Genomic DNA, 21,124 nt, shown 5'->3' with positions numbered 1-21,124 from the left:
TTACACCTACAATTCAATGTATATCCACTTACTATTTTTCATATCTGCGATTAAATATCCATCACCTGACTTAACAATCCATAAATCTTGATTAATATGATATTTATCTTTAAGTTCATCTTTATTAATTATTGGAAAAACAAATCCTGTTAATTTATCTTGATCATTAAACAACATTTCAACTGGTTGTTGCGTTACTCCTACAACATATCTAGAATCCTTATCGGGAACAAGTGATCTTTTAACTCGATCATGTTTTTTATGTAAATGGCTATTATAATAATCTACAAAATTACTATAATTTGATTTCATATATGGAGATAATTTTTTAAATGAATGCGACTCATATAAAGCTGCTGGGTTAAAATATTGTAGTTTATGTTTTTCTACAACATAATCTTGATTATCGATATTAACACGATATTTTTTTGAATTTTCACCTGTTAATGTTAAAAGTGCGTATTTAGGAACTTTTGTATTAGAATCACCATTTAACGTTATCGAGTCGTCTAATACGATTCCATATGCCAATTTTTCCTCAAATGAGTCTTTATTTTCAACTTTCTTTTGAGCTTCAATTATAGGAACATCAAAGCGCCCAATGTTGTTAATGACTAATGCTCCAACGATGGCCAAACAAATCAAGCTTGCAATCAAAATTGTCCAAAACCTCACGACAAAATCAGGAACTTTCGCATGTCTATATCTTTCTACTCTTTTAAAGTTATAGCTCATTTCAGGGAGTCGACTACGACTTTCTTTCCAATCTAAATCAAAATTTTGCTGTTCTTCATCATTTCCTATACCCATTCGATCTTGCTCATGTTCTTTAAACACAGGTAAAACTTGATTTAGTGAACCTTCCATCCTCACTTGCCCATGTGAAATCCATGCTACATAATTACTTACTTTTTCAACTTTTCCAAGATCATTATCGATGAATACTAACGAATTATTATCGTTAACATAGTCTTTCGACAATTGTTTTGCTTTCTCTAAAAAGTCTTCATCAAGATGTTCAATGATATGGTTTAAAATAATCAATTCTTTTCGACATACACGTGCAATGCTTAAGATTAATTGTGCAAAATCAGAGTGACTAAGCATATTTATATTAAACGTAGACTTATCATCTAAATGTGCAAATTTGATAATTTGATCAACACTGTGCGATGTTGTTTCGTAAGAAAATAATCTTTGAATTTCTTTTACATATTGTCGCACTGTTATATGTATTAAATGTTTGTCTTTTATATCACCATAATAAGTAGAGACCGATTTATTAATTTTACCTCTATCAGGTTTAATGTCACTAGCCATTATCCTACCTAATAAAGTTTTAGAAGCCCCTGGCTCACCAATAATAGCTAAAGCCTCACCTTGATATATATGTAGTGAAATATTGTTTAATTCTATGTCTTCTGCGGCATAACCAAATGGTAAATACCACTTTCTATTTTTCTTACTTCTATAATAATGCGTGACATTGAGCATTTTTAAGACTATTGAACTTCCCATTCATGTTACATCCTTCTAAATTTTTAATGAAGCGAGTGGCAATCCTTCTTCAGGGGTCTTACTATTAATTCTATATCCCCATGCAAATACACCTTTTAATCGTTCGACTTTGAAGTATTGGTCGCTTCCATCATTAAGTTTATACATTCTACCGAGCACTACCTTAGTACAATCGACTAAGTAACTTTCAGCAATGATAACTTTACTTTGATATACATCGTACTCATTCATGATGCCATTCATTTCAGCTTTACGCATTTTTTCTTTATATGTTTGTATTTCATATCTTAATTCTTGCTCAGACATTTCACTTAGCTTTTTATCATTCATCTGAAATACCACTTTCTTCTAATTTTGATTTAATTTTATCATATTTATATCCTTTTCTCATAAGTGACTCTATCGTCTTCATTACTAATTGTTGTCCGTCATACTTACGCCTTTGTTTTGTATATACTTTTTCAAGATCTTTTTGCAATAAATCATCTAATATATTTTCATCTTGTTCAAAATTTAATTCAGCTATTGCCTGTTGTGCAACATCCATAGAATATCCTTTTTGAATCAGACTTTGAAGTACCTTTTGACGTATTTTAATTTCAGGGCCTTTTTTAGTTTTCATAACTTTTTTGGCAACTTCAATTACCGCTTCAAATGATTGCTCTTCTTCGTAAATCGGAACATATGTATTTATAATATTAGGTTCAATTCCAACTTGATATAATTTCTGTCTATAAATTTCAGGACCTTTGTCAGTAGTGTTTATCATGGTATTCTTTAAGCTTTCAGCATAATCTTCATGGTTAATATACGATTCTTTGTAACAATAATCTATAACTTGTTGGATCGCTATGTCACTTATTTCATTTTGTTGCAAATGTTGTCGCACTTCTTTTTCAGTTCTCTTTTTATATGATAAGTATTGAATTGCCATATTAATACCTAAACGATAATGCTCATACTTTTGAATATTCTCCATATCTGATGGCTCAAGAATTTGACCTTTTTTTAAATTAAACTTTACAAGTGTATCGATATCTATTCCCATTTCAAATACTTCATCCAAGAATAAATTAAATCGCTCTTTGTTATTCTTTTGTACTTCTATTTTCGTAATTTTAGTCATATACCCACCACCTTAACTTCTATATATGTTCTCTATTAACTCATTCAGTTTAAAATATTCTAACAAACATTATTTTATATCACTTATCGCATTACACAAAATGTTTTACCTATATAAAAAGTCCTCATAAAGTTCATTTAAATTATGACTACTTTATGAAGACTAAATTATAATTACGAATTTTATATATACGCAAGCAAAACAATTCAATAGTTATTTAGATGACTTAATGCCTCTTGATATTGGCTATCAGATATATATTCTTGTTGTTTCATTTTTTCAAGGTTTGTTTTAATTCTATTTTTAAAGTTAACAGACATATTACTTATATCATAAACACTAGGTGCATTGACCTTACTAGCTAATATCGCACTTTGTAATACTGTAATTTGAGACATACTATCACTATTTTTATTTACTGTCGTACCAAAATAGTAATTGGCGGCACTTTCGATTGTATATTGATCGCTACCGTAATAAATATTATTTAAATAGAAGCTCAATATTTCATTTTTACTATATTGTTGTTCTACTTTATGTGCTACAAACAATTCTTTTAATTTTCTAGTGAAAGAACGTTCATTATCATAATAATAATTTTTCACAGTTTGTTGCGTAATTGTACTTCCACCTTGAACATCTCTATCCCCTATCGTTGAAAACAATGCTCGTGTTGTACCTTTTACATCAAAACCGTGGTGTTTATAAAAACGTTCATCTTCCATTGAAATAAATGCACCTTTTACATAATCAGGCATATTGTCTGCAGATACATAACTACTTTTATTTTCAATAGTTTTAAGGTCATCAACATTTGCTCTAGAAGATAAGTAATACATTAATCCGATAAACAATGCAAATATGATGATAAATATAATAAACAGACGTAAAAATATGCGTTTACTCTTTTTCTTTTTAGGTGGTTTACCTACAGGTTGATAATACGTATTGTAATGTGGTTCATTACGGTATTGTGAATGTCTCTCAGGCGAGTTGTTCATTCTTTGGCTTCTTTTCATGCGGTAGCTCCTTTACTTAAACTCACTCTATATTTGAGAGTTTAACAGTAGTTCTTATAATAAGCCATACTTAAAGCGAAAAATCGGTCCCAAGGTGTATGAGAATATATGACTATGAGACCAATATCTGAAGTTAAGTCATTAAATTACTATAACTAAATTTTTGAATAAAAAAAGAACCGAGAAGGAACATATTAAAGTCTCTTCTCAGTTCATTAAATACTGTGAATTTGTAAAATTGACGTATAAGATTATATCGAATAATATTCAAGCTTTACATCAACAAGATTTATGCTTGAAGTTGTTTAACAATTTCTCTGTTAAAATCGTCTAAGTCATCTGGTGTACGACTAGTTACGATATTTTTATCAACTACAACTGATTCATCTACTACGTTTGCACCAGCATTTGATAAATCTTTACGTACATTAAGTACAGCTGTTAGCGTACGTCCATTTAAATCTTCAGTATCAATTAAAATTTGAGGTCCGTGGCAAATTGCAAATGCTGGAACATCATTTTTAGTGAAGTATTTAGCAAACGTACCATATCGACCTTCTGCATCTCCGCGAAGATGGTCTGGTGAGAATCCACCTGGTATTAGAAGTCCATCATAATCTTCTGGTTTAGCATCAGCAATACTTACGTCTACAGTAACTTTTTCACCATGCTTACCTACTACTTCAGCATTTGCAGTATCACCAATGATTTCTGTTTCAAAACCAGCTTCTTCAATTGCTTCTTTAGGGCTAGTTAATTCAATATCTTCAAATTCATTTGATAAGATAATTGCTACTTTTTTAGTCATGTACTAATCACCTTTCTTGTTCGAATTATATTTATTATATAGACGAAATAGAAGGTTATTAAACATAGTTGAACTTATCCGGTTATTATTTAGTTAGACACTTGTTTTACTTTTTCTTCTAATTGATCTAGTAACCCAATCCATTCATCAATGTCTTCAACACTTACTTCATCAGGATTAACATGATCAATATCTTCTAAGAATTTTGATAATCTCGTTTTAATTTGTTCCATTGTTTGTTGTTCATTCATAAATGTTTCTCCTTTTTTATATGATTTTATTTAACAATACGTTAATTTTATCCTAACAGAATTTGACAAAAAGGGATATAATCTTAATAATGTTTAATGTACTTTTGCAACGAATAGAGGAATTTTTTTAGTTTAGGAGTAATAAATATGTGGATGACAAATCAGAAAAAAACCATTTCAATTTCAAATGATCCTTGGGAAGCTTATAACGATATTGAAGATTACGGACAGTTGACGTTGAGTAATGTAGAATTTACAACCACAACGCTATGTAATATGAGATGTAGCCATTGTGCAGTTGGTTATACATTACAAACAAAAGATCCCGATGCATTACCTATGGATATTATTTATCGTCGTTTAGATGAAATACCTCAATTAAGAACAATGTCAATCACGGGTGGAGAACCAATGTTCTCAAAGAAATCAATTAAAAATATCGTTAAACCCTTATTAAAATACGCGAAAGATCGAGGTATTTATGTTCAAATGAATTCTAATTTAACGTTGCCTCAAGATCGTTATTTAGATATCGCGGAATACATAGATGTTATGCACATTTCACATAATTGGGGGACTATACAAGAATTTACTGATGTTGGCTTTGGGGCCATGAAAAAACAACCACCTTTAAAAGCAAAATTAAAATTATATGAACAGATGTTAGATAATGCGAGTACCCTATCAAGTCAAGGTATGTTTGTTTCAGCTGAAACGATGTTAAATCAGAGTACTTTACCTTACTTAGATAAAATTCATAAAGAAATCGTTAATGATATGAAATGCAGTCGTCATGAAGTTCATCCTATGTACCCAGCAGATTTCGCAAGTCAATTAAATGTTCTTTCTCTAAAAGAAATGAAACAAGCAATTCATCATTTATTAGATATTCGAGATGAGAATGTATGGATGCTATTTGGTACGTTACCTATCTATCCATGTATTAATGACGAAAATGATCAAGCACTATTACAACGCTTAAGAGATGCAAAAAATGTGACAACACGAAATGATCCTGATGGACGAAGTCGCTTAAATGTAAATGTGTTTAGTGGAGATGTCATTGTAACAGACTTTGGAGATGAAAATGGTACCATCTCAAATATAAAAACAGACAAATTGACTGATGTATTTAATAAATGGCTCACTTCAGATTTAGCAAAATCTTTAAATTGTCATTGTGAGGCATTTCATTGTTTAGGCCCTAATGTATTAGTGAAAAACATGTATTATCCAAACACTGATTTCAAACAGAAAGAAATAGAAATGCACACAGAAAATATTTTTAGTTAAGCATCAATAATTCACATATATCTATAAAATAAGCACCACATAAAGTGAGTTTTAGAATAATTTTATGTGGTGCTTAGTTCTGTTTTATGAGAATTATAATATACTAGTTACAACGTTTAACTTGTCCGTGATTTATAATTCTTCAATATGTTGTGCATTTGATAAAAATTCAATAGTATTTTTACTTTCTTCTCTTCTATCTTTTCTACGTTGTACACGCTTAGGCGCACTTTCATAGAACCATTTTTCAACTTTTGATTCTGGATAGACATCTGGTACTTGGACTGGCTGACCATTATCATCTAATGCAACAAAAGTTAAGAAACTTAAGGCTGCTAAATGTTTTTCTTTATTTAATACATCCTCAATAATTATTTGAACACAAACTTCCATTGAACTTGTACCTGCATAACTAACCATCGCTTCATAAGAAGTAATATCTCCTGTTTTGATTGGTCTTAAAAAATCTACAGAATCAGTTGATGCTGTGACTACTTGGGCATTAGCATGTTTCATTGCTGTAATGGCTGCAATTTCATCTATGTTAGCCATCAATGAACCACCAAACATTGTATGGTGATGATTGGTGTCTTGAGGAAATACTTGTTTAGCTTTATAACTTTTTGATTCAGACATTGATTTACGAATACCTTGAGAATTTGACATGCGTTATACCCCTTTTATTTTAATTTCTATTTTTATTGAGCCCAATTGCCGTTTTTAAACACTAATTCTTTAGTGTCATCCTGTTTAATTCCATAAATCGTTAAATCTGCACTTCCTATCATGAAGTCAACATGGACATTTGAATCATTAAGACCACTGGCAATTTTTTCTTCAGTCGTCATTTCAGTACCACCTTCAACATTAAAGCCATATGCCGAACCAATGGCTAAATGACATGATGCGTTTTCATCAAATAACGTGTTGTAGAAAATAGTATTACGATTTGAAATTGGAGAATCATCAGGTACTAAAGCGACTTCTCCTAGTCGCTTAGAACCTTCATCAGTATTGATCAAATCTCTAAGCACATCTTCGCCTTTATCTGCTTTGAAATCTACAATTTGTCCATCTTTAAACGTTAATGTAAAGCCATCGATGATTGTACCATTATAACTTAATGGTAGTTTATTTGTTACATATCCATTAACGTTGTTACGATCAGGTGCTGTAAAAACTTCTTCAGTTGGTAAATTAGCTATAAAAGCTTGTTGATTGCCATTAACATAGCTCGTAGCATCTTCCCAAATATGTCCTTTAGGAAGTCCTACAACTAAGTCTGTCCCTTCGGATTGATAATGTAACGCTTTATAATTTTTTTCTTGCATCAATTTAGCATGTACACTTAAGTTTTCTATATGTTTTTTCCAATTTTCAATAGGATCGTTCCCGTCAATTCTTACGATATCAAACACTTCATCAATAAATTTCTCTAATGCAATTTCTTCATCTAAATCTGGATAAACACGTCTAGCCCAATCTTTAGAAGGAAAAGCAGCAACAACCCATGGAAACTCATTCTTTTGACTTCCTTCCATATATCCTTTGAATGCTTGACTATAACTCATTTGATTGGCTTTAAGTTTTTCAGGGTCTATACCATTTAGCAAGTTTGGATCACCACTAAGTAAAGCTAAATTTGCAGCGCCACGATTAGCATAATCCATTCGTTCATCTACTTCATACGATTTAACTGCATGATTTTCAAAGTAATCTACTGATTCATACTCAAATTTAAGTCTATTTAATTTAGAATCTGAATAATTTACTTTTACGTCTGAAGCTCCAGCTTTATATGATTCTTCAACAATTAAACGTGTTAAATCGATGGCATCAACTGAAGATCTAATAAAAACAGGTTGTTTAGGTTGTATATTCATACCTATTTTAACTAATAATTCTGCATACTGTTGTAATTTCTTGTTATAACTTAATGAAGTCATATCATCATCCTCCCTAATCTTGACGTAAGTTCCCCAACTCATCAGCAATTGCTGTAACTTCGCTTGGTGAAAAAGAATCTTTAGACATAACAAAATTATGAATTTCTTCTATATCATGCTGATTGGCATTTTTAAATTTAGCCGGATTTAACAAACCTTGATTAACAATATTTAATTTTTTTCTAATATCTGCAATCATTGTTTCATTATTATTTTGACTCACGTTATCACCTCTTTAATACAATATTCTATCAAAGTATGATAATTTAACAAACTTTTATCGGATATAGTATTATTATGTCTTTATAAAATTTTAAAATAAATATAAAATGGTTTATATAGGATTAATTAGGGGGAATAGAATATGGTAGATGTAGCATTTGTATGTCTAGGAAACATATGTCGCTCTCCTATGGCTGAAGCAATCATGCGTCAACGTTTGATAGATAGAAACATTTCAGGCGTTAACGTTTATTCAAGAGGAACAGGTAAATGGAACCTTGGAGAACCTCCTCATGAAGGTACTCAAGATATTCTTAATCGCCATAATATACCTTTTGATGGTATGATTAGTGAGTTATTTGAATCAAGTGATGATTTTGATTATATTATTGCTATGGATCAGAGCAATGTTGATAATATCCAAAACATCAATCCTAATATAAAAGGAAAATTGTTCAAATTGCTCGAATTTAGTAACATGGAAGAGAGTGATGTGCCAGATCCTTATTACACTAATAATTTTGAAGGTGTATATGAAATGGTACAATCATCTTGTGACAATCTAATTGATTTCATCGTCAAAGATGCAAATTTGAAAGAGGGGTAAATAAAATGGAAAACAAATTAATTCCTGGTATTTTAATTGGCGCTATTGTTGGTGGTGCTGCTACTTTAGCTGACAAATCAACACGTAACGCTTTAGTTCAATCTGTAAAAGATGTTAAAGAAGGTAATCGTACACGCAAACCTTCTAAATTCAATTCTATTAAAGACGAAGTATTATATTGGAAAGATACAATTGAAGAAATTCGTCGCAATAACCCAGAATTAGAAAAATCAATTAAAGATGCTAAAGATACATTCGTTGAACGTAAGAATAAACGCATTGGTCAATAATTGATTGTTTATTTTAGCTAAATCTCTTTTATAACTTTAGTTAAAATAAAAACTAACTGAAAGTGATAAGTAAAATATTATTTTTGTTTTTCACTCATAGTAAGGCGGGACAATGAAATCTTTATTATATAACAGGTTTCTGTCCCGCTTATTTTACTATTTAAATTAATGTATGTGGTTAAAGCAAAGGAGATTGTTATGTCAAAAGAAAATAAATCAAACTCGAAGTATCTTAACTCTATTAAAGACGAGCAAGAGAAGAATCAAGATAAAATTAATGTTGATCGTACATATGTAGAGCCTCAAGAATTTCAATCTAAAGAACCAAAAAAAGAGAATCAAGTCTTTTTCGTTTCACGGTTAAACAAACCAGCTAAGTATACAAAAAAATCTAATTTTCTTTCTTATTTAATTTATCGAATAGGCAAAGATGACGCTTCAGGCTTAGCAGCACAAATGACTTATCATTTTATATTAGCTATGTTCCCAATGTTAATTTTCCTATTAACATTGTTACCATTATTTAACTTAGACCAAAGCCAAATCACCGGTTTATTAAGTAATGCACCTGCTGACACATCGAATCTTATTAAAGATGTAATTAGCGATGTCACTAAAAATTCTAGTGGCGGTTTACTTTCTATCGGGTTAATCTTAGCAATTTGGTCAGCTTCAAATGGTATGACTGCAATTATGAATTCATTCAATGTAGCTTATGATGTTGAAGATAATAGAAATGGTATTCTTTTAAAGATACTAAGTGTTATTTTCACAATTGTGTTAGGCGTCGTATTTTTAGTTGCCATGGCATTACCTACTATGGGGTCAGTTATTGCTCATTTCTTATTCGGTCCTCTTGGATTAGATAGTCAAGTTAAATGGATCTTTAGTTTAATTAGAGTTGTATTACCATTAATTATTATTTTGATTCTATTTACAATTCTATATTCAGTAGCTCCAAACGTTAAAACTAAACTAAAATCAGTATTACCAGGAGCTATATTTACATCAGTTATCTGGTTACTTGGGTCTTTCGCATTTGGTTTCTACATTTCAAATTTTGGAAACTACTCTAAGACTTATGGCAGTATCGCAGGTATTATTATCTTATTAATTTGGTTATATTTAACAAGTTTTATCATTATTATTGGTGCTGAAATTAATGCAATCATCCATCAGAGACATGTTATTAAAGGACAAACCCCTGAAGAAGCAGCGCTCGACCATGATGATAATAACCAAAACCACTATAATGAAGATACTACTTATGAATATAAACATACAGCTACTGGCAAAGATGAAGACTATAAAGTCGATAAAGATCCAGAAGATAAAGATGAAGAAGATGCTTCATTAACTGAGAAAATTAAAGATAAATTTACTAATAATGACGATGATAATAAAAAATAAGTGTTTAATTACTAATTAAATTAATAAAAGGTTGAGGCAACGGTTTATCGCCTCAACCTTTTTTATTGAATCAAATTATGTTGGAATGCATAAATTACGGCTTGTGTTCTATCTTGTACTTCTAATTTACTCAATATATTACTTACATGAGTTTTAACGGTTTTAATTGTAATATGAGAAGCACTCGCTATTTCTTGATTTGAATACCCTTTTGCAATTAATAATAAAATTTCCATTTCACGCTCAGTCAGCATTTCATATAATTCTGCACGTTTCTTCATTCTATTACGCATCTTAACTAAAACTTCAGGTTCAAATACAGATTCACCATTATAAGTTTTGCGTACTGCGTCGGCTATATCACTAGCACTAGTCGTTTTTAAAATATAGCTATCTACACCAGCATCTAATGCTCTATATACCTCTTTATCTTCAATAAAACTAGTTAACATTACAACTTTAATATGTGGCAAATCTTTTTTGATTTGAGTAGTTGCTTCAACGCCATCCATGTCATCCATTAATAAATCCATAAGAATTAAATCAGGTTTTAATTCATGAGCTTTTGCAATGGCATCTTTACCAGATTCCCCTTCTCCAACTATCTCAATGTCAGATTGTGTTGATAGATAACTTGATATCCCAATTCTAACCATTTCATGGTCATCAACGAACAATACTTTAATCGTCATTATTATCATCCTCCCTATTTAACGGTGCTTTAACTTCTATTCTCGTTCCAGAATCCGGTAACGATACAATATGGAATGTCGCACCAATTTCTAATGCGCGTTCTCTCATATTTTTTAATCCATAACTTTGCTCTAATTTCTCGTCAACATTGAATCCTTTACCATTATCTTGAATTCGAAGTAATAGATAATCTTGTTTGTTAAATAATTCCACTGTGACTTTTGTTCCATTTGAATGTCTTAACGTATTTGATATAGCCTCTTGTGTAATTCTAAATAAATGATCTTCTATACCTTTAGGCACCTTGAAATCTTGAATATCGTGTATGACTTTCATAGGCACTTTCTTTTGCAAATCAATAACTAAATCTTTGATACCTTCACCTAGTGATTTATCTTTTAGCCCTAAAGGTCTTAAATGAAGTAATAATGCGCGCATTTCAAGTTGAGACTCCTGTACCATTTTCTCTAAAACTGGTATTTGTTGATCAAGCGGTGCCTCTAACTTTGTTTCTTTTATTGCAGATAACATCATACTTGCTGCAAAAAGTTGTTGACTTACAGAGTCGTGTAACTCGCGAGCTAATCTCTGTCGTTCATCCTCAATGATTTTCTTAACTTTGACATCATTCATATTGTAGTTTTCATTAGTCAAGTTTTGCGTTTTCATTCGTAAACGGTGCAACTCTTGATTTAGGGGAACTAATGTTTGATAAAGGTCTATGGTTTCGTTATAAAGCTCAATGTTTTGATCATTAATACCTACTGTTTCTCCTTCAATGGCATGTTCAATTTGCGACTTAATCCACTGATTTTGTTGATTAATTTTATATGCGAGAATTGAACCTACAATAATACAAAGTAAAATGATGACTAAATTTAAAAATAGAAAAACAGGTATCCCAAAAATTTGAGTATAAAACATACCTTGGAAATAGATAATATTAACAAATACTTTATCTATAAATAAGAACGCGGTTAACATGCTATAAACTAGTATAAGCATTGAACCGATAGCTCTTAAGTAGTGGTTCATCGATAAATCACCTCAACATCTCCTATGAATGTTGAAACATAAACATTGACATTATAATTCTCTTCTTTAGGCTTCTCTTCAACTTGGATATGATTATTTTCAACTTTATACGATTGGCCATTTAAATAAGCATTTCCATATAGAGCAGCCATGTGTAAATTAATATTATAATTCAATGGTACCACTAACTGAATTTTCCCTAAAATATGTCTTACTACTATTGTATTATTCTCTTTAATATTTGCAGCTTTTGTCATATCAATGTGTATATCACCAACACCATGTTGAATTTGTACATCTTCCCATTTATAAACATAAACTGGTGTGCGTTGCTCTCCAAACCACTTTTGTTTAATAAATTGAGGTGATGTAACTTCATCTTCTGAGGCAATCACTTTTAAAGGTTTAAACTTAAAAATGAGATATCTAATGATTACGATAACTAGAAAGACAAATAATATTATGATGGTATATTTATTCGACAATAAAGTAAATGCTATAAGCAATGCACCTATCCAAAACGCTAAGAGACCCCTTACTTTATGAAAGTAAAGGTAGCCTACATAAACTAATATACATCCCAAAAGTAATACAAATAGGTAGCCTATTTTCTCAAAAAAGATGTAATAAAAATTGGCAATAATCATTAATGCCGTAAATATGATTAATAACTCTGTCGATATATATTTTCGAGTCAATGTGTCGCCTCCTATTCCTTTCAATTAAGCTACTACACTCATTTGTTCAATTATGTCACATTGGCCTTGTGTTGTGATCTTTTCTTTAGAGCAACGATGAATATCCGCTTCAATTTTTGCACAATAGGCTTCAAATAGATCAAGTTGTCTTTTAAGACCTTCAATTTCATAATTATTAATTTCTTGTGCATGTTTAATATTATACGTATTAGTTATATCAATATATTTATTTTCTAATGTTGCAGTTAAACTGTCAATCAACTTATTCATTTGCGTTTTCTTTTCTTTTAAATATTCAATGTAATTTTCAATGCTCTTTAATTTTTGATCTAAACTGATTTTGTAATCATTAATGTTTCGTTTAATAACTACTTTAAGAAAGTGTTGTAAATATAAGTCCATATAATTCATAGAACCACCTCGTCCTTGATTAAGCTCAATTATAGTTTAAAGTGACTCAAACTCATATAGGCTCTAGGACCATCTTACTCTCATACTTTAGTACGATGTTTATTATTTCTATAGAATTTATATAAAATTCATGTAAGTTACACCTCAAATTTTATTTTCAACTTAAACAGGTCTATGATTAATTATATTTATTTTTGAACGAAGGTAACATCAATGATTAACACACATCGTCTTAATTGGCTTCCTTATGTACTTGTTGTGATTTCACTTCACATTCTGTGTTTTGGCCTCCTCTATTTAGCAAATACTAATCATTTACTACTAGGTATGGGATTATTTGCTTATACATTAGTACTTCGATACGCTTTTGATGCAGACCATATAGCTGCTATTGATAATACAGTGCGTAAATTATTCCAACAATAACGTAATCCAGTATGTGTAGGTTTCTACTTCTCAATTGGACATTCGACAGTAGTCTTTTTTATGGCTGTCTTTTTAGGCATTTAACTTAAATAGGCTAAAGATGCATTACCCCACTTTCAAGAAATTGGTGGAATTATTGGCACTCTCGTTTCAGGAACATTTTTAATTATCATAGGTATATTAAATCTAATGATATTAATTTCTTTAATAACTTTATTTTTAAAGTTTCGCAAAGACAAAATTAATGATGAGAAGTTAAATGATTTATTAGATACACGTGGCTTTGTTTCTCGTATGTTCGGACCATACTTTAAATTTATTAGTCATATTTGGCATGTCTTGCCACCAGGCTTTCTATTTGTTTTAGGATTGGATACTGCTAGTGAAATCTCATTGCTATCTTTATCTTCAGGTGCATCACAGCAAGCAATTTCATTCGTAGGTATAATATCTTTACCTATATTGTTTGCTGCCGGAATGAGTTTGCTAGATACATTAGACGGTATACTTATGATTTCTGCTTATAATTGGGCATTCTTCACTCCTATTCGAAAAATTTATTACAATATTACAATTACTGCTATATCTGTTATCGCTGCGCTATTAATTGGCACTGTTGAATTACTACAAATACTAGTTGATAAGCTTCAATTAAAAGGTTCTATCTGGGAATTTATTGAAAACATACAATTTGATAATATAGGTTATATTTTAGTGATTTTATTTATTATCAGTTGGCTCATTTCTACTTTAATTTGGAAATTTGGCAAAGTTGAACAACGATGGTCTTAATAGATTCATTTCTTGGACATTATTCGTAGAATAGTTAATACTTTATTGACTTTCACAAAGGAGATTATGTTATGACTAAAACTATTGCTCTAGTTACTGGTGCTTAATCAGGACTAGGATTTGAAACATCGCTCATGCTTGCTGAAAAAGGATTTCAAGTATATGCCACGATGCGTAATTTAGAAAAACAAATAGATTTAAAAAATGAAGCTACTAAAAGAAATGTAGACCTAACCATTTTAGAATTGAATGTAACCAAATTAGATAGTATTAAATCTACTGTTGAATTCATTATACAAGAAGAAGCTCGTATAGACATTTTGATTAACAATGCTGGCGCCGGCTTTAATAAAACTACAGAACAAGCAACCGATGAAGAAATAAATTGACAACTTAATTTAAATTTAATGGCTGTTATTCGAATGACCAAAGCTGTATTACCAATCATGAGATCACAAAGAGAAGGTCGTGTTATCAATATTTCGTCAGTTGGAGGCCTAGTTGGACAACCTTTCAACGAAATATATTGTGCCGCTAAGTTTGGTGTTGAAGGTTATACAGAATCTTTAGCAAGTTATATTCAACCTGAATTCAATATTAAATTTACTATTATTGAACCCAGAGGCATACAATCTGAATTTATGCCCAACATTATGAACCACTTAACTCAAACTGGTGGCATACAAGAAGATGAATATACGCACTTATACAATTCATATACTAGTGGTATTAAAGAAAATTATGGGCATGATGCTTCTCAAAGTTCACATGAAGTTGCGCAAGTCATTTTAAAAACAATTGAAATGAAAGAACCACCTATCAGAACGCGTACGTCTGATTGGTCTGAAACTTTCACAAAAATTAAAACCAAACTAGACCCAGATGGCAAACAACAGCAGAAACAAGTCTATAAATTATTAGTTAAATAACTTTATAAAACTAACTAGTATAAACTAAAAAACCAGTAAATGAGCGTTGTCATCTCTTTTACTGGTTAATTTATATATATATCGAATTTTTAATTAATAGTAATTAAATATGAAATTAATCAATTTTTGTAGTTAATAATGGTCCATCTTTAGTAACGATAACCGTATGTTCGATTTGAGCGACAAAACTCTTATCTCTAGTTTCGAAGGCCCATTCATTTTTACCTTCTGTTACAAAAGTTGCTTTAGAAGAAATAAATGGCTCTACTGCAATTACAACCCCTTCTTTAAGTAAAGTTTTATCTTTAGGATCATAATAGTTCATAACATGGTTAGGCGCCTCATGTAGTGATTGACCTACACCATGCCCAGTTAGATTTTTAATGACAGTTAAATCATTTTGACGTGCTGTTGCATGTACTGCTTTACCGATATTACTTAATTTAGTTCCAGGTTTAACTTTTGCCATTGCATTTTCAAATGCCATTAGTGCAACATCACATACTTTTTGTTTAAGTGGGTCACTTGCTTCACCCACAACAAAAGAAATACCAGTATCAGCGTAATAACCATTTTTTAGAGCTGATACATCTATATTAACTAAATCTCCTTCACGGATGATTCGTTTGCCAGGAATGCCATGGGCTACTTCTTCATTAACACTTATACATGTTTGCCCAGGGAAATTCTCATCATGAATAGGTGCTGAAATAGCACCATGTTCTTCAAACAAATCTTTAGCTATGTTGTCTAATTCTTTAGTTGTAATACCAGGTTTAGTAGCTTCTTGCATAGTATCTCTAACCTTAGCACAAATGTAACCTATCTCTTTTAAGGCTTGTAATTCTTCTTCTGTTTTTATAATCATAATATCCCGTTCCTTTTTAAATTGTGATTACACCTTATTATACCAAAAAAATTTTGATATACTAAACATACAAAAAATGAAGCGCAAAATAATTTCTGTTTAAAAGATAAAATTATAATTGTTATTTTCGTACAACGAGAGGATTTATCATATGGATAAATGGTACAAGAAAATTATAGGAGCGAGAACAATCAAAACTGGCCTAGCGACCTTTTTAACATCGCTATTTTGTTTGATGCTTGATCTCACTCCAATCTTCGCTATATTAACTGCTATTGTAACTATCGAACCTACTGCAAAGGCGTCATTAAAAAAAGGTTATAGAAGATTGCCCGCAACGGTAATTGGTGCATTATTTGCTGTACTTTTTACTTTTATTTTTGGTGACCAATCGGCTTTAACGTATACGTTTAGTGCACTTTTTACTATCTTAGTTTGTACTAAATTAAACCTGCAAGTTGGTACTACTGTTGCGGTGTTAACATCGGTTGCCATGATACCCGGCATACACGACGCCTATTTATTCAACTTTTTTTCAAGATTATTAACTGCATTAATCGGTTTGGTTACAGCAGGATTGGTCAATTTTATAGTTCTGCCTCCTAAATATTATCAGCAAATTGAAGATAATTTAACGCAATCCGAATATAAAATGTATGAGTTGTTCTCTTCAAGATGTAACGAATTATTATTAGGAAAATTTGATTCTGATCATAGTAATGATCTTTTAAATAAGTTGATGGGTGTTATAAACAAGACTGAAACTTTAACTGGCTATCAAAAAGACGAATTACGTTATCATAAAAACAAAGAAGATGAATGGAAACGATTAAAAAATATTTCGAACCGTTCCTATATCGATAGATTACTGGCTACTCACCTATCAAATATTATATATTTACCTAAGCACATACATTTAGTTTTTACACCTGAGGAAAAAATAGCTATTATTAAAATTAGTAATAGCGTCAATAATATTATCAAAAGCAATCATTTTGAACCTCACCGCTCATCTGCATCAACACTTAAATCTTCTGTTAAACGCTTAGAAAAATTTGATCAGAATCAAATCAAAAGTCATGTCATTTATGAAATACTTCTAATCTATAAATTATTAGATAGTAGATATAATGACAAATAAAAAATGACGTACTGGAAAATTTCTATAAATCCGGTACGTCATTTTTAATTGCTTATTATATTTGTTATTTTTTTGATGATCTTTCTATAATAACTCTTTTAGCCGCTTCTTCTTCAGTGTTATCTAATTGTTTAGGTTCAAAAGGTATACCTTTACGTTCACAGGCTTTTTCTAATAAATAATCAGTCAGTTCATGATTCTTTGGAAGGATAGGTCCATGTAAATATGTTCCTAATAAATTTTTATAGTGAATACCTTCTTGTTTATCATCATCATTATTACCGTGACCAACCGTAACATGTCCTAACGTACCAAAATTATGATGTGTTCGACCACCGTGATTCTCGAAGCCAACTATCGTTCCAAATGTATCACTCTCGATTACTATATCACCAGTTAATCGTTCAGTTCGTGATTCAGTATAGAAATCTAAGATACCTAAACCTTCAAGTTCAGTTCCATCAGGCGTAATATATTTTGTTCCTAAAAATTGATAACCACCACAAATCGTTAATCCTGGCATACCATCTTCAATAGCATCTTTAAGTGTAGTCTTTATCTTGCTTAATTCCTTAGTAGCAATACTTTGTTCTCTATCACTGCCACCGCCGATAAAGAAGATATCACAATTATCAAGCGTCACACCTTCAGTTTGGTTAACTTCTACTACATTTAATTGAATACCACGTTTCTTTGCTCTTTGTTTGAGTGCAATAATATTTCCTATATCACTATATAAATTTAATTTATCTGACATAAAATGATAAACGGTTAATTCATTCATATTTATTGCCCTCCTTTAAATGAACGATTAAGTTGTTCTAACATTGGAGATAAAGATGTGTAGTTAGGAATAGCTACAGTGAAACCTTCATAATTCATTGTCATTGCAGTTGCTTTATAAATATCTTTTTCAAGTATAATTGGAACATTTATTTCGGCTAATTTCAGACGTAATTGTAATTCTTCAGCTCGAGTCCCTGTAACAATGATCGTTTCAATATCTTGTTCGCTTAATTTCTCGAAATCGGCATCATAAATCCAAGAAGTATCACGACCATCAGCAGCATTATCATTTAGACTAATGACATATACTTTTTTACCTTCTAACTGTTCTCCTACTGATAAACTAGCATTCATACCTGCAGGATTCTTAGCTAAATTAATCATAGCCTCTTTATGATCAAGTTTAAAATATTGCATACGACCATTATCTGAAGTATATGATTCGAAACCAATTCCAATAGACTCATCATTGAGCCCTAATTCTCTCAACACAGTATAGGCAGCTAATGCATTATAAGCGTTGAAGTCTCCAGCAATTTTCATGTTAAATGTTGTTTCATTTATATTTAATGCTAAGAACGGAGATACTGTGAATGATGAAACTTCATATTTAGGTAATTCACGTTTGAATCCACATGAACAATGGTAATGACCGATTTGATTATAATGAATGTAATCGTATGCTAATAATTTGCCACAATTTGGGCAATACTTACTCTCGTTCATAGTACTTTGCTCAAACTCATGTGCGTGTGCTTTCATACCATAATAAACGATAGAGTCACTAGCTATTTTAAGTCGACTTACAAAAGGATCATCTGCATTGAGTAACAATTTAATTCCTTTATTACTAATTGACTTAGCTATGTTATTTACCATTATATCTATTTCTCCAAATCGATCCATTTGATCACGGAAGAAGTTAGTAAATATCATCATTGATGGAGTGACTTCTTTTAAAACTCGAGGAATAGATCCTTCATCGATTTCAATAACTGCTACTTTAGTATTTTTAGTGCTTTGCATGATAAAGGCAGATGTGATACCTGCTGCCATATTAGCACCTTCATTATTATGTATAATATCAATGTGATTTGCTTTTAATGTATGTCCTATAAGATTAGATGTCGTCGTTTTACCATTAGTCCCACTAATAAAGACGATGTCATCTACTTGTGCAGCTAATTTTCTTAATATATTTTGATCCACTTTGCGGGCAACTTGTCCCGGTAAATCTGTTCCTTTTTTCCCAGCAGCGATACTAGCCTTACGAGCCAATTTCGCTAAGTGCGTTGCAGTCCATTGTCTCATGTGCTTCCTCCTCATATAAATCACATGAATAATTATAACACGTAAAGGGTATAACAAAAAACATTCTCAATTAAAAATAGCAAGTTACATTCTAGATTATAATAATTATTATTTACTAATGAGAATAGATTTGTTATACTTCTAATGAACAAAGGCAAAATCAATTATAAAATCTTAAATAGAGGTGACTTAATTATGCTAAGTAAAGACTTGTTAGAAGCACTTAATGATCAAATGAACCATGAATATTTCGCAGCTCATGCTTATATGGCAATGGCAGCTTATTGCGATGATGCTTCATATGAAGGTTTCGCTAACTTCTATATCCAACAAGCTAAAGAAGAACGTTTCCACGGTAAAAAAATCTATGATTATATCAATGATCGTGGTGAACATGCTGAATTTAAATCAATACCAGCGCCTAAAACTGAATTTAAATCTATCCTTGAAACATTTAAAGATGGATTAGCACAGGAACAAGATGTTACTCGTCGTTTTTACAATTTATCTGAAATAGCTCAAAAAGATAAAGACTATGCTACGATTTCTTTCTTAAACTGGTTCTTAGATGAGCAAGTTGAAGAAGAATCAACATTTGAAACACATATTGATTATTTAAATCGTATTGGTGATGACTGCAATACTTTATATTTATATGAAAAAGAATTAGCAGCTCGTTCATTTGATGAAGAATAACTTTTATCTCAAGGTTTAATTGTGATTGAGACAAACTATTTTTATTGCTTGCCTAGTACATTGTAACTAACTAACATGCACAAAAAGGTGTAATGCTAGTTATTCTCAAGACTCATAAATATTAATGGAGTGGATAATGAATTCGAAATGAATTCATTTCTACTCTTTTTTTATTTTATGAATGCAACATTCTGGAAATAAATTTATATTTTTAGCTAAAATAAAAGAATCAATACTTGAAAGGACAGTGTTAGGAATGGAAAATGCCTTTATAGCATTAGACTTCGAAACTGCAAATGGTAAACGTACAAGTATCTGTTCAGTTGGTATGGTCAAAGTAGTTAACAATGAGATTGTGGAATCTTTTTATACTTTAGTTAACCCTTTTGATTATTTCTCTCAGACGAATATTGAGGTTCACGGTATTACACCTGAAGACGTGAATGATGCTCCCAGTTTTGAATATGTATTCCCTTATATGATGCAATTTATTGGTAAATTACCTGTTGTTGCTCACAATGCTGCTTTTGATATGAATGTACTTCATCAAAGTTTAAAACAGTTAAATATAGAAACACCCTCCATGATTTACTTCTGTTCATATCAACTTGCTAAACGTACAATTGATGCATATCGCTACGGACTAAAACATTTAATGAAACATTATAAATTAGATTTTCACGGTCATCATGATGCACTCAACGATGCTAAAGCTTGTGCAATGATTACTTTTAGATTATTAAAACACTATGACAATTTACAAAGTATGCTCCAAATTTATGGCAAAAATTTAAAAGATAAAGGTTAACCCACATAAATTGCAATTATTGGTTTAGTTTAATTGCTAA

Annotated in this window: 23 protein-coding genes and 2 pseudogenes; 9 read left to right on the top strand and 16 right to left on the bottom strand. The window is 30.9% G+C overall.

The window, feature by feature from the left end; translation table 11 throughout:
* Positions 1–6: 6 nt before the first annotated feature.
* The 6 genes from HMPREF2737_RS01000 to HMPREF2737_RS11400 all read right to left on the bottom strand — a co-directional run bounded on the left by HMPREF2737_RS01000 (position 7) and on the right by HMPREF2737_RS11400 (position 4,722).
* Entirely contained in the window at positions 7–1,518 is a 1,512-nt protein-coding gene (locus HMPREF2737_RS01000) for an ATP-binding cassette domain-containing protein (protein WP_037551121.1), read from the bottom strand.
* 15 nt (positions 1,519–1,533) lie between these two features.
* On the bottom strand, positions 1,534–1,848 hold the full coding sequence (locus HMPREF2737_RS00995; RefSeq protein ID WP_037551122.1) for a YfhH family protein: 315 nt from the start codon (positions 1,846–1,848) through the stop codon (positions 1,534–1,536).
* Positions 1,841–2,644: a recombination regulator RecX gene (gene recX / locus HMPREF2737_RS00990; RefSeq protein ID WP_037551123.1), complete on the bottom strand. Its 804-nt coding sequence runs from the start codon at positions 2,642–2,644 to the stop codon at positions 1,841–1,843. The genes HMPREF2737_RS00995 and recX overlap by 8 nt, the downstream gene beginning before the upstream one ends.
* A 206-nt stretch (positions 2,645–2,850) precedes the next feature.
* Complete coding sequence (sgtB, locus tag HMPREF2737_RS00985; RefSeq protein ID WP_037551125.1) at positions 2,851–3,663, bottom strand: monofunctional peptidoglycan glycosyltransferase SgtB; 813 nt, start codon at positions 3,661–3,663, stop codon at positions 2,851–2,853.
* Between the two features lie 289 nt (positions 3,664–3,952).
* Positions 3,953–4,471, bottom strand: a complete 519-nt coding sequence (locus tag HMPREF2737_RS00980) for a type 1 glutamine amidotransferase domain-containing protein (RefSeq protein WP_037551127.1) — start codon at positions 4,469–4,471, stop codon at positions 3,953–3,955.
* 89 nt (positions 4,472–4,560) lie between these two features.
* Positions 4,561–4,722, bottom strand: coding sequence for an SE1561 family protein (locus HMPREF2737_RS11400; RefSeq protein ID WP_011275386.1), 162 nt, complete (start codon positions 4,720–4,722; stop codon positions 4,561–4,563).
* 153 nt (positions 4,723–4,875) lie between these two features.
* Between HMPREF2737_RS11400 and yfkAB the strand changes: the two genes are divergently transcribed.
* Entirely contained in the window at positions 4,876–6,015 is a 1,140-nt protein-coding gene (gene yfkAB / locus HMPREF2737_RS00975) for a radical SAM/CxCxxxxC motif protein YfkAB (RefSeq protein WP_176744049.1), read from the top strand.
* Positions 6,016–6,147: 132 nt separating this feature from the next.
* Here yfkAB and HMPREF2737_RS00970 read toward each other — a convergent pair whose 3' ends face one another.
* Genes HMPREF2737_RS00970 through HMPREF2737_RS00960 form a run of 3 tightly spaced genes read right to left on the bottom strand, consistent with a single transcriptional unit; the run spans position 6,148 to position 8,184 of the window.
* On the bottom strand, positions 6,148–6,681 hold the full coding sequence (locus HMPREF2737_RS00970) for an acyl-CoA thioesterase (protein WP_037551131.1): 534 nt from the start codon (positions 6,679–6,681) through the stop codon (positions 6,148–6,150).
* A 32-nt stretch (positions 6,682–6,713) separates the two neighbouring features.
* Positions 6,714–7,961 carry an aminopeptidase gene (locus HMPREF2737_RS00965; protein ID WP_037551132.1) on the bottom strand — a complete coding sequence of 416 codons (1,248 nt, stop codon included), beginning with the start codon at positions 7,959–7,961 and terminating at the stop codon, positions 6,714–6,716.
* Between the two features lie 13 nt (positions 7,962–7,974).
* Positions 7,975–8,184 (bottom strand): DUF1128 domain-containing protein, encoded by a 210-nt coding sequence (locus HMPREF2737_RS00960; protein WP_076689932.1) that lies wholly within the window; start codon positions 8,182–8,184, stop codon positions 7,975–7,977.
* A gap of 141 nt (positions 8,185–8,325) precedes the next feature.
* Here HMPREF2737_RS00960 and HMPREF2737_RS00955 point away from each other — a divergent pair, with 141 nt between their 5' ends.
* The 3 genes from HMPREF2737_RS00955 (at position 8,326) to HMPREF2737_RS00945 (ending at position 10,490) form a co-directional block, all read left to right on the top strand.
* Complete coding sequence (locus tag HMPREF2737_RS00955; RefSeq protein WP_037551133.1) at positions 8,326–8,790, top strand: low molecular weight protein-tyrosine-phosphatase; 465 nt, start codon at positions 8,326–8,328, stop codon at positions 8,788–8,790.
* A 5-nt stretch (positions 8,791–8,795) separates the two neighbouring features.
* Entirely contained in the window at positions 8,796–9,080 is a 285-nt protein-coding gene (locus HMPREF2737_RS00950; RefSeq protein ID WP_037551134.1) for a YtxH domain-containing protein, read from the top strand.
* Between the two features lie 198 nt (positions 9,081–9,278).
* Entirely contained in the window at positions 9,279–10,490 is a 1,212-nt protein-coding gene (locus HMPREF2737_RS00945; RefSeq protein WP_053026912.1) for a YihY/virulence factor BrkB family protein, read from the top strand.
* Positions 10,491–10,552: 62 nt separating this feature from the next.
* Here HMPREF2737_RS00945 and vraR read toward each other — a convergent pair whose 3' ends face one another.
* From vraR to HMPREF2737_RS00925, 4 genes are read right to left on the bottom strand one after another with little or no spacing between them, the layout of a single operon-like run.
* Positions 10,553–11,182 carry a response regulator transcription factor VraR gene (vraR, locus tag HMPREF2737_RS00940; RefSeq protein ID WP_037551137.1) on the bottom strand — a complete coding sequence of 210 codons (630 nt, stop codon included), beginning with the start codon at positions 11,180–11,182 and terminating at the stop codon, positions 10,553–10,555.
* Positions 11,172–12,218, bottom strand: a complete 1,047-nt coding sequence (locus tag HMPREF2737_RS00935) for a sensor histidine kinase VraS (RefSeq protein WP_037551138.1) — start codon at positions 12,216–12,218, stop codon at positions 11,172–11,174. Before HMPREF2737_RS00935 ends, vraR begins: the two co-directional genes overlap by 11 nt.
* Positions 12,215–12,916 carry a cell wall-active antibiotics response protein VraT gene (gene liaF / locus HMPREF2737_RS00930; protein ID WP_011275374.1) on the bottom strand — a complete coding sequence of 234 codons (702 nt, stop codon included), beginning with the start codon at positions 12,914–12,916 and terminating at the stop codon, positions 12,215–12,217. Before liaF ends, HMPREF2737_RS00935 begins: the two co-directional genes overlap by 4 nt.
* A gap of 24 nt (positions 12,917–12,940) precedes the next feature.
* Positions 12,941–13,327, bottom strand: coding sequence for a hypothetical protein (locus HMPREF2737_RS00925; protein ID WP_037551139.1), 387 nt, complete (start codon positions 13,325–13,327; stop codon positions 12,941–12,943).
* Between the two features lie 213 nt (positions 13,328–13,540).
* Between HMPREF2737_RS00925 and HMPREF2737_RS00920 the strand changes: the two are divergent.
* Together HMPREF2737_RS00920 and HMPREF2737_RS00915 are read left to right on the top strand one after the other, a co-directional pair.
* Positions 13,541–14,545: pseudogene (locus tag HMPREF2737_RS00920) on the top strand (HoxN/HupN/NixA family nickel/cobalt transporter).
* Positions 14,546–14,664: 119 nt separating this feature from the next.
* Positions 14,665–15,474: pseudogene (locus tag HMPREF2737_RS00915) on the top strand (SDR family oxidoreductase); the annotation flags it as partial.
* Positions 15,475–15,589: 115 nt separating this feature from the next.
* On the opposite strand, the gene map reads toward HMPREF2737_RS00915, so the two are convergent.
* A complete protein-coding gene (gene map, locus HMPREF2737_RS00910) occupies positions 15,590–16,342 on the bottom strand; it encodes a type I methionyl aminopeptidase (protein WP_016931021.1) in 753 nt (250 codons plus the stop codon).
* Positions 16,343–16,493: 151 nt separating this feature from the next.
* Here map and HMPREF2737_RS00905 point away from each other — a divergent pair, with 151 nt between their 5' ends.
* Positions 16,494–17,483, top strand: coding sequence for an FUSC family protein (locus HMPREF2737_RS00905; protein ID WP_016931022.1), 990 nt, complete (start codon positions 16,494–16,496; stop codon positions 17,481–17,483).
* A 64-nt stretch (positions 17,484–17,547) separates the two neighbouring features.
* Here the strand turns inward: HMPREF2737_RS00905 and HMPREF2737_RS00900 are convergent, their stop codons facing one another.
* Positions 17,548–18,267 carry a lipid II isoglutaminyl synthase subunit GatD gene (locus tag HMPREF2737_RS00900; protein WP_016931023.1) on the bottom strand — a complete coding sequence of 240 codons (720 nt, stop codon included), beginning with the start codon at positions 18,265–18,267 and terminating at the stop codon, positions 17,548–17,550.
* 2 nt (positions 18,268–18,269) lie between these two features.
* Positions 18,270–19,580, bottom strand: coding sequence for a lipid II isoglutaminyl synthase subunit MurT (locus tag HMPREF2737_RS00895; protein ID WP_037551141.1), 1,311 nt, complete (start codon positions 19,578–19,580; stop codon positions 18,270–18,272).
* Between the two features lie 195 nt (positions 19,581–19,775).
* Here HMPREF2737_RS00895 and ftnA point away from each other — a divergent pair, with 195 nt between their 5' ends.
* Positions 19,776–20,276, top strand: a complete 501-nt coding sequence (ftnA, locus tag HMPREF2737_RS00890) for an H-type ferritin FtnA (protein WP_011275365.1) — start codon at positions 19,776–19,778, stop codon at positions 20,274–20,276.
* Between the two features lie 256 nt (positions 20,277–20,532).
* The gene (locus HMPREF2737_RS00885) at positions 20,533–21,084 is read left to right on the top strand and encodes a 3'-5' exonuclease (RefSeq protein ID WP_037551142.1); all 552 of its coding nucleotides are present in this window, start codon (positions 20,533–20,535) and stop codon (positions 21,082–21,084) included.
* The last annotated feature ends 40 nt before the right edge of the window (positions 21,085–21,124 follow it).

It is taken from the genome of Staphylococcus sp. HMSC069D12 (genome assembly GCF_001810405.1).
Lineage (GTDB): Bacteria > Bacillota > Bacilli > Staphylococcales > Staphylococcaceae > Staphylococcus > Staphylococcus haemolyticus.
The sequence above is the reverse complement of the archived record's forward strand: the minus strand, read 5'-3'. Positions and strand labels throughout refer to the sequence as shown.

Excerpts from the sequence above, each read along its gene's own strand:
- HMPREF2737_RS01000 (WP_037551121.1), bottom strand. The coding sequence starts at position 1,518 with ATGGGAAGTTCAATAGTCTTAAAAATGCTCAATGTCACGCATTATTAT.
- HMPREF2737_RS00995 (WP_037551122.1), bottom strand. The coding sequence starts at position 1,848 with ATGAATGATAAAAAGCTAAGTGAAATGTCTGAGCAAGAATTAAGATAT.
- recX (WP_037551123.1), bottom strand. The coding sequence starts at position 2,644 with ATGACTAAAATTACGAAAATAGAAGTACAAAAGAATAACAAAGAGCGA.
- sgtB (WP_037551125.1), bottom strand. The coding sequence starts at position 3,663 with ATGAAAAGAAGCCAAAGAATGAACAACTCGCCTGAGAGACATTCACAA.
- HMPREF2737_RS00980 (WP_037551127.1), bottom strand. The coding sequence starts at position 4,471 with ATGACTAAAAAAGTAGCAATTATCTTATCAAATGAATTTGAAGATATT.
- HMPREF2737_RS11400 (WP_011275386.1), bottom strand. The coding sequence starts at position 4,722 with ATGAATGAACAACAAACAATGGAACAAATTAAAACGAGATTATCAAAA.
- yfkAB (WP_176744049.1), top strand. The coding sequence starts at position 4,876 with ATGACAAATCAGAAAAAAACCATTTCAATTTCAAATGATCCTTGGGAA.
- HMPREF2737_RS00970 (WP_037551131.1), bottom strand. The coding sequence starts at position 6,681 with ATGTCAAATTCTCAAGGTATTCGTAAATCAATGTCTGAATCAAAAAGT.
- HMPREF2737_RS00965 (WP_037551132.1), bottom strand. The coding sequence starts at position 7,961 with ATGACTTCATTAAGTTATAACAAGAAATTACAACAGTATGCAGAATTA.
- HMPREF2737_RS00955 (WP_037551133.1), top strand. The coding sequence starts at position 8,326 with ATGGTAGATGTAGCATTTGTATGTCTAGGAAACATATGTCGCTCTCCT.
- HMPREF2737_RS00950 (WP_037551134.1), top strand. The coding sequence starts at position 8,796 with ATGGAAAACAAATTAATTCCTGGTATTTTAATTGGCGCTATTGTTGGT.
- HMPREF2737_RS00945 (WP_053026912.1), top strand. The coding sequence starts at position 9,279 with ATGTCAAAAGAAAATAAATCAAACTCGAAGTATCTTAACTCTATTAAA.
- vraR (WP_037551137.1), bottom strand. The coding sequence starts at position 11,182 with ATGACGATTAAAGTATTGTTCGTTGATGACCATGAAATGGTTAGAATT.
- HMPREF2737_RS00935 (WP_037551138.1), bottom strand. The coding sequence starts at position 12,218 with ATGAACCACTACTTAAGAGCTATCGGTTCAATGCTTATACTAGTTTAT.
- HMPREF2737_RS00925 (WP_037551139.1), bottom strand. The coding sequence starts at position 13,327 with ATGAATTATATGGACTTATATTTACAACACTTTCTTAAAGTAGTTATT.
- map (WP_016931021.1), bottom strand. The coding sequence starts at position 16,342 with ATGATTATAAAAACAGAAGAAGAATTACAAGCCTTAAAAGAGATAGGT.
- HMPREF2737_RS00905 (WP_016931022.1), top strand. The coding sequence starts at position 16,494 with ATGGATAAATGGTACAAGAAAATTATAGGAGCGAGAACAATCAAAACT.
- HMPREF2737_RS00900 (WP_016931023.1), bottom strand. The coding sequence starts at position 18,267 with ATGAATGAATTAACCGTTTATCATTTTATGTCAGATAAATTAAATTTA.
- HMPREF2737_RS00895 (WP_037551141.1), bottom strand. The coding sequence starts at position 19,580 with ATGAGACAATGGACTGCAACGCACTTAGCGAAATTGGCTCGTAAGGCT.
- ftnA (WP_011275365.1), top strand. The coding sequence starts at position 19,776 with ATGCTAAGTAAAGACTTGTTAGAAGCACTTAATGATCAAATGAACCAT.
- HMPREF2737_RS00885 (WP_037551142.1), top strand. The coding sequence starts at position 20,533 with ATGGAAAATGCCTTTATAGCATTAGACTTCGAAACTGCAAATGGTAAA.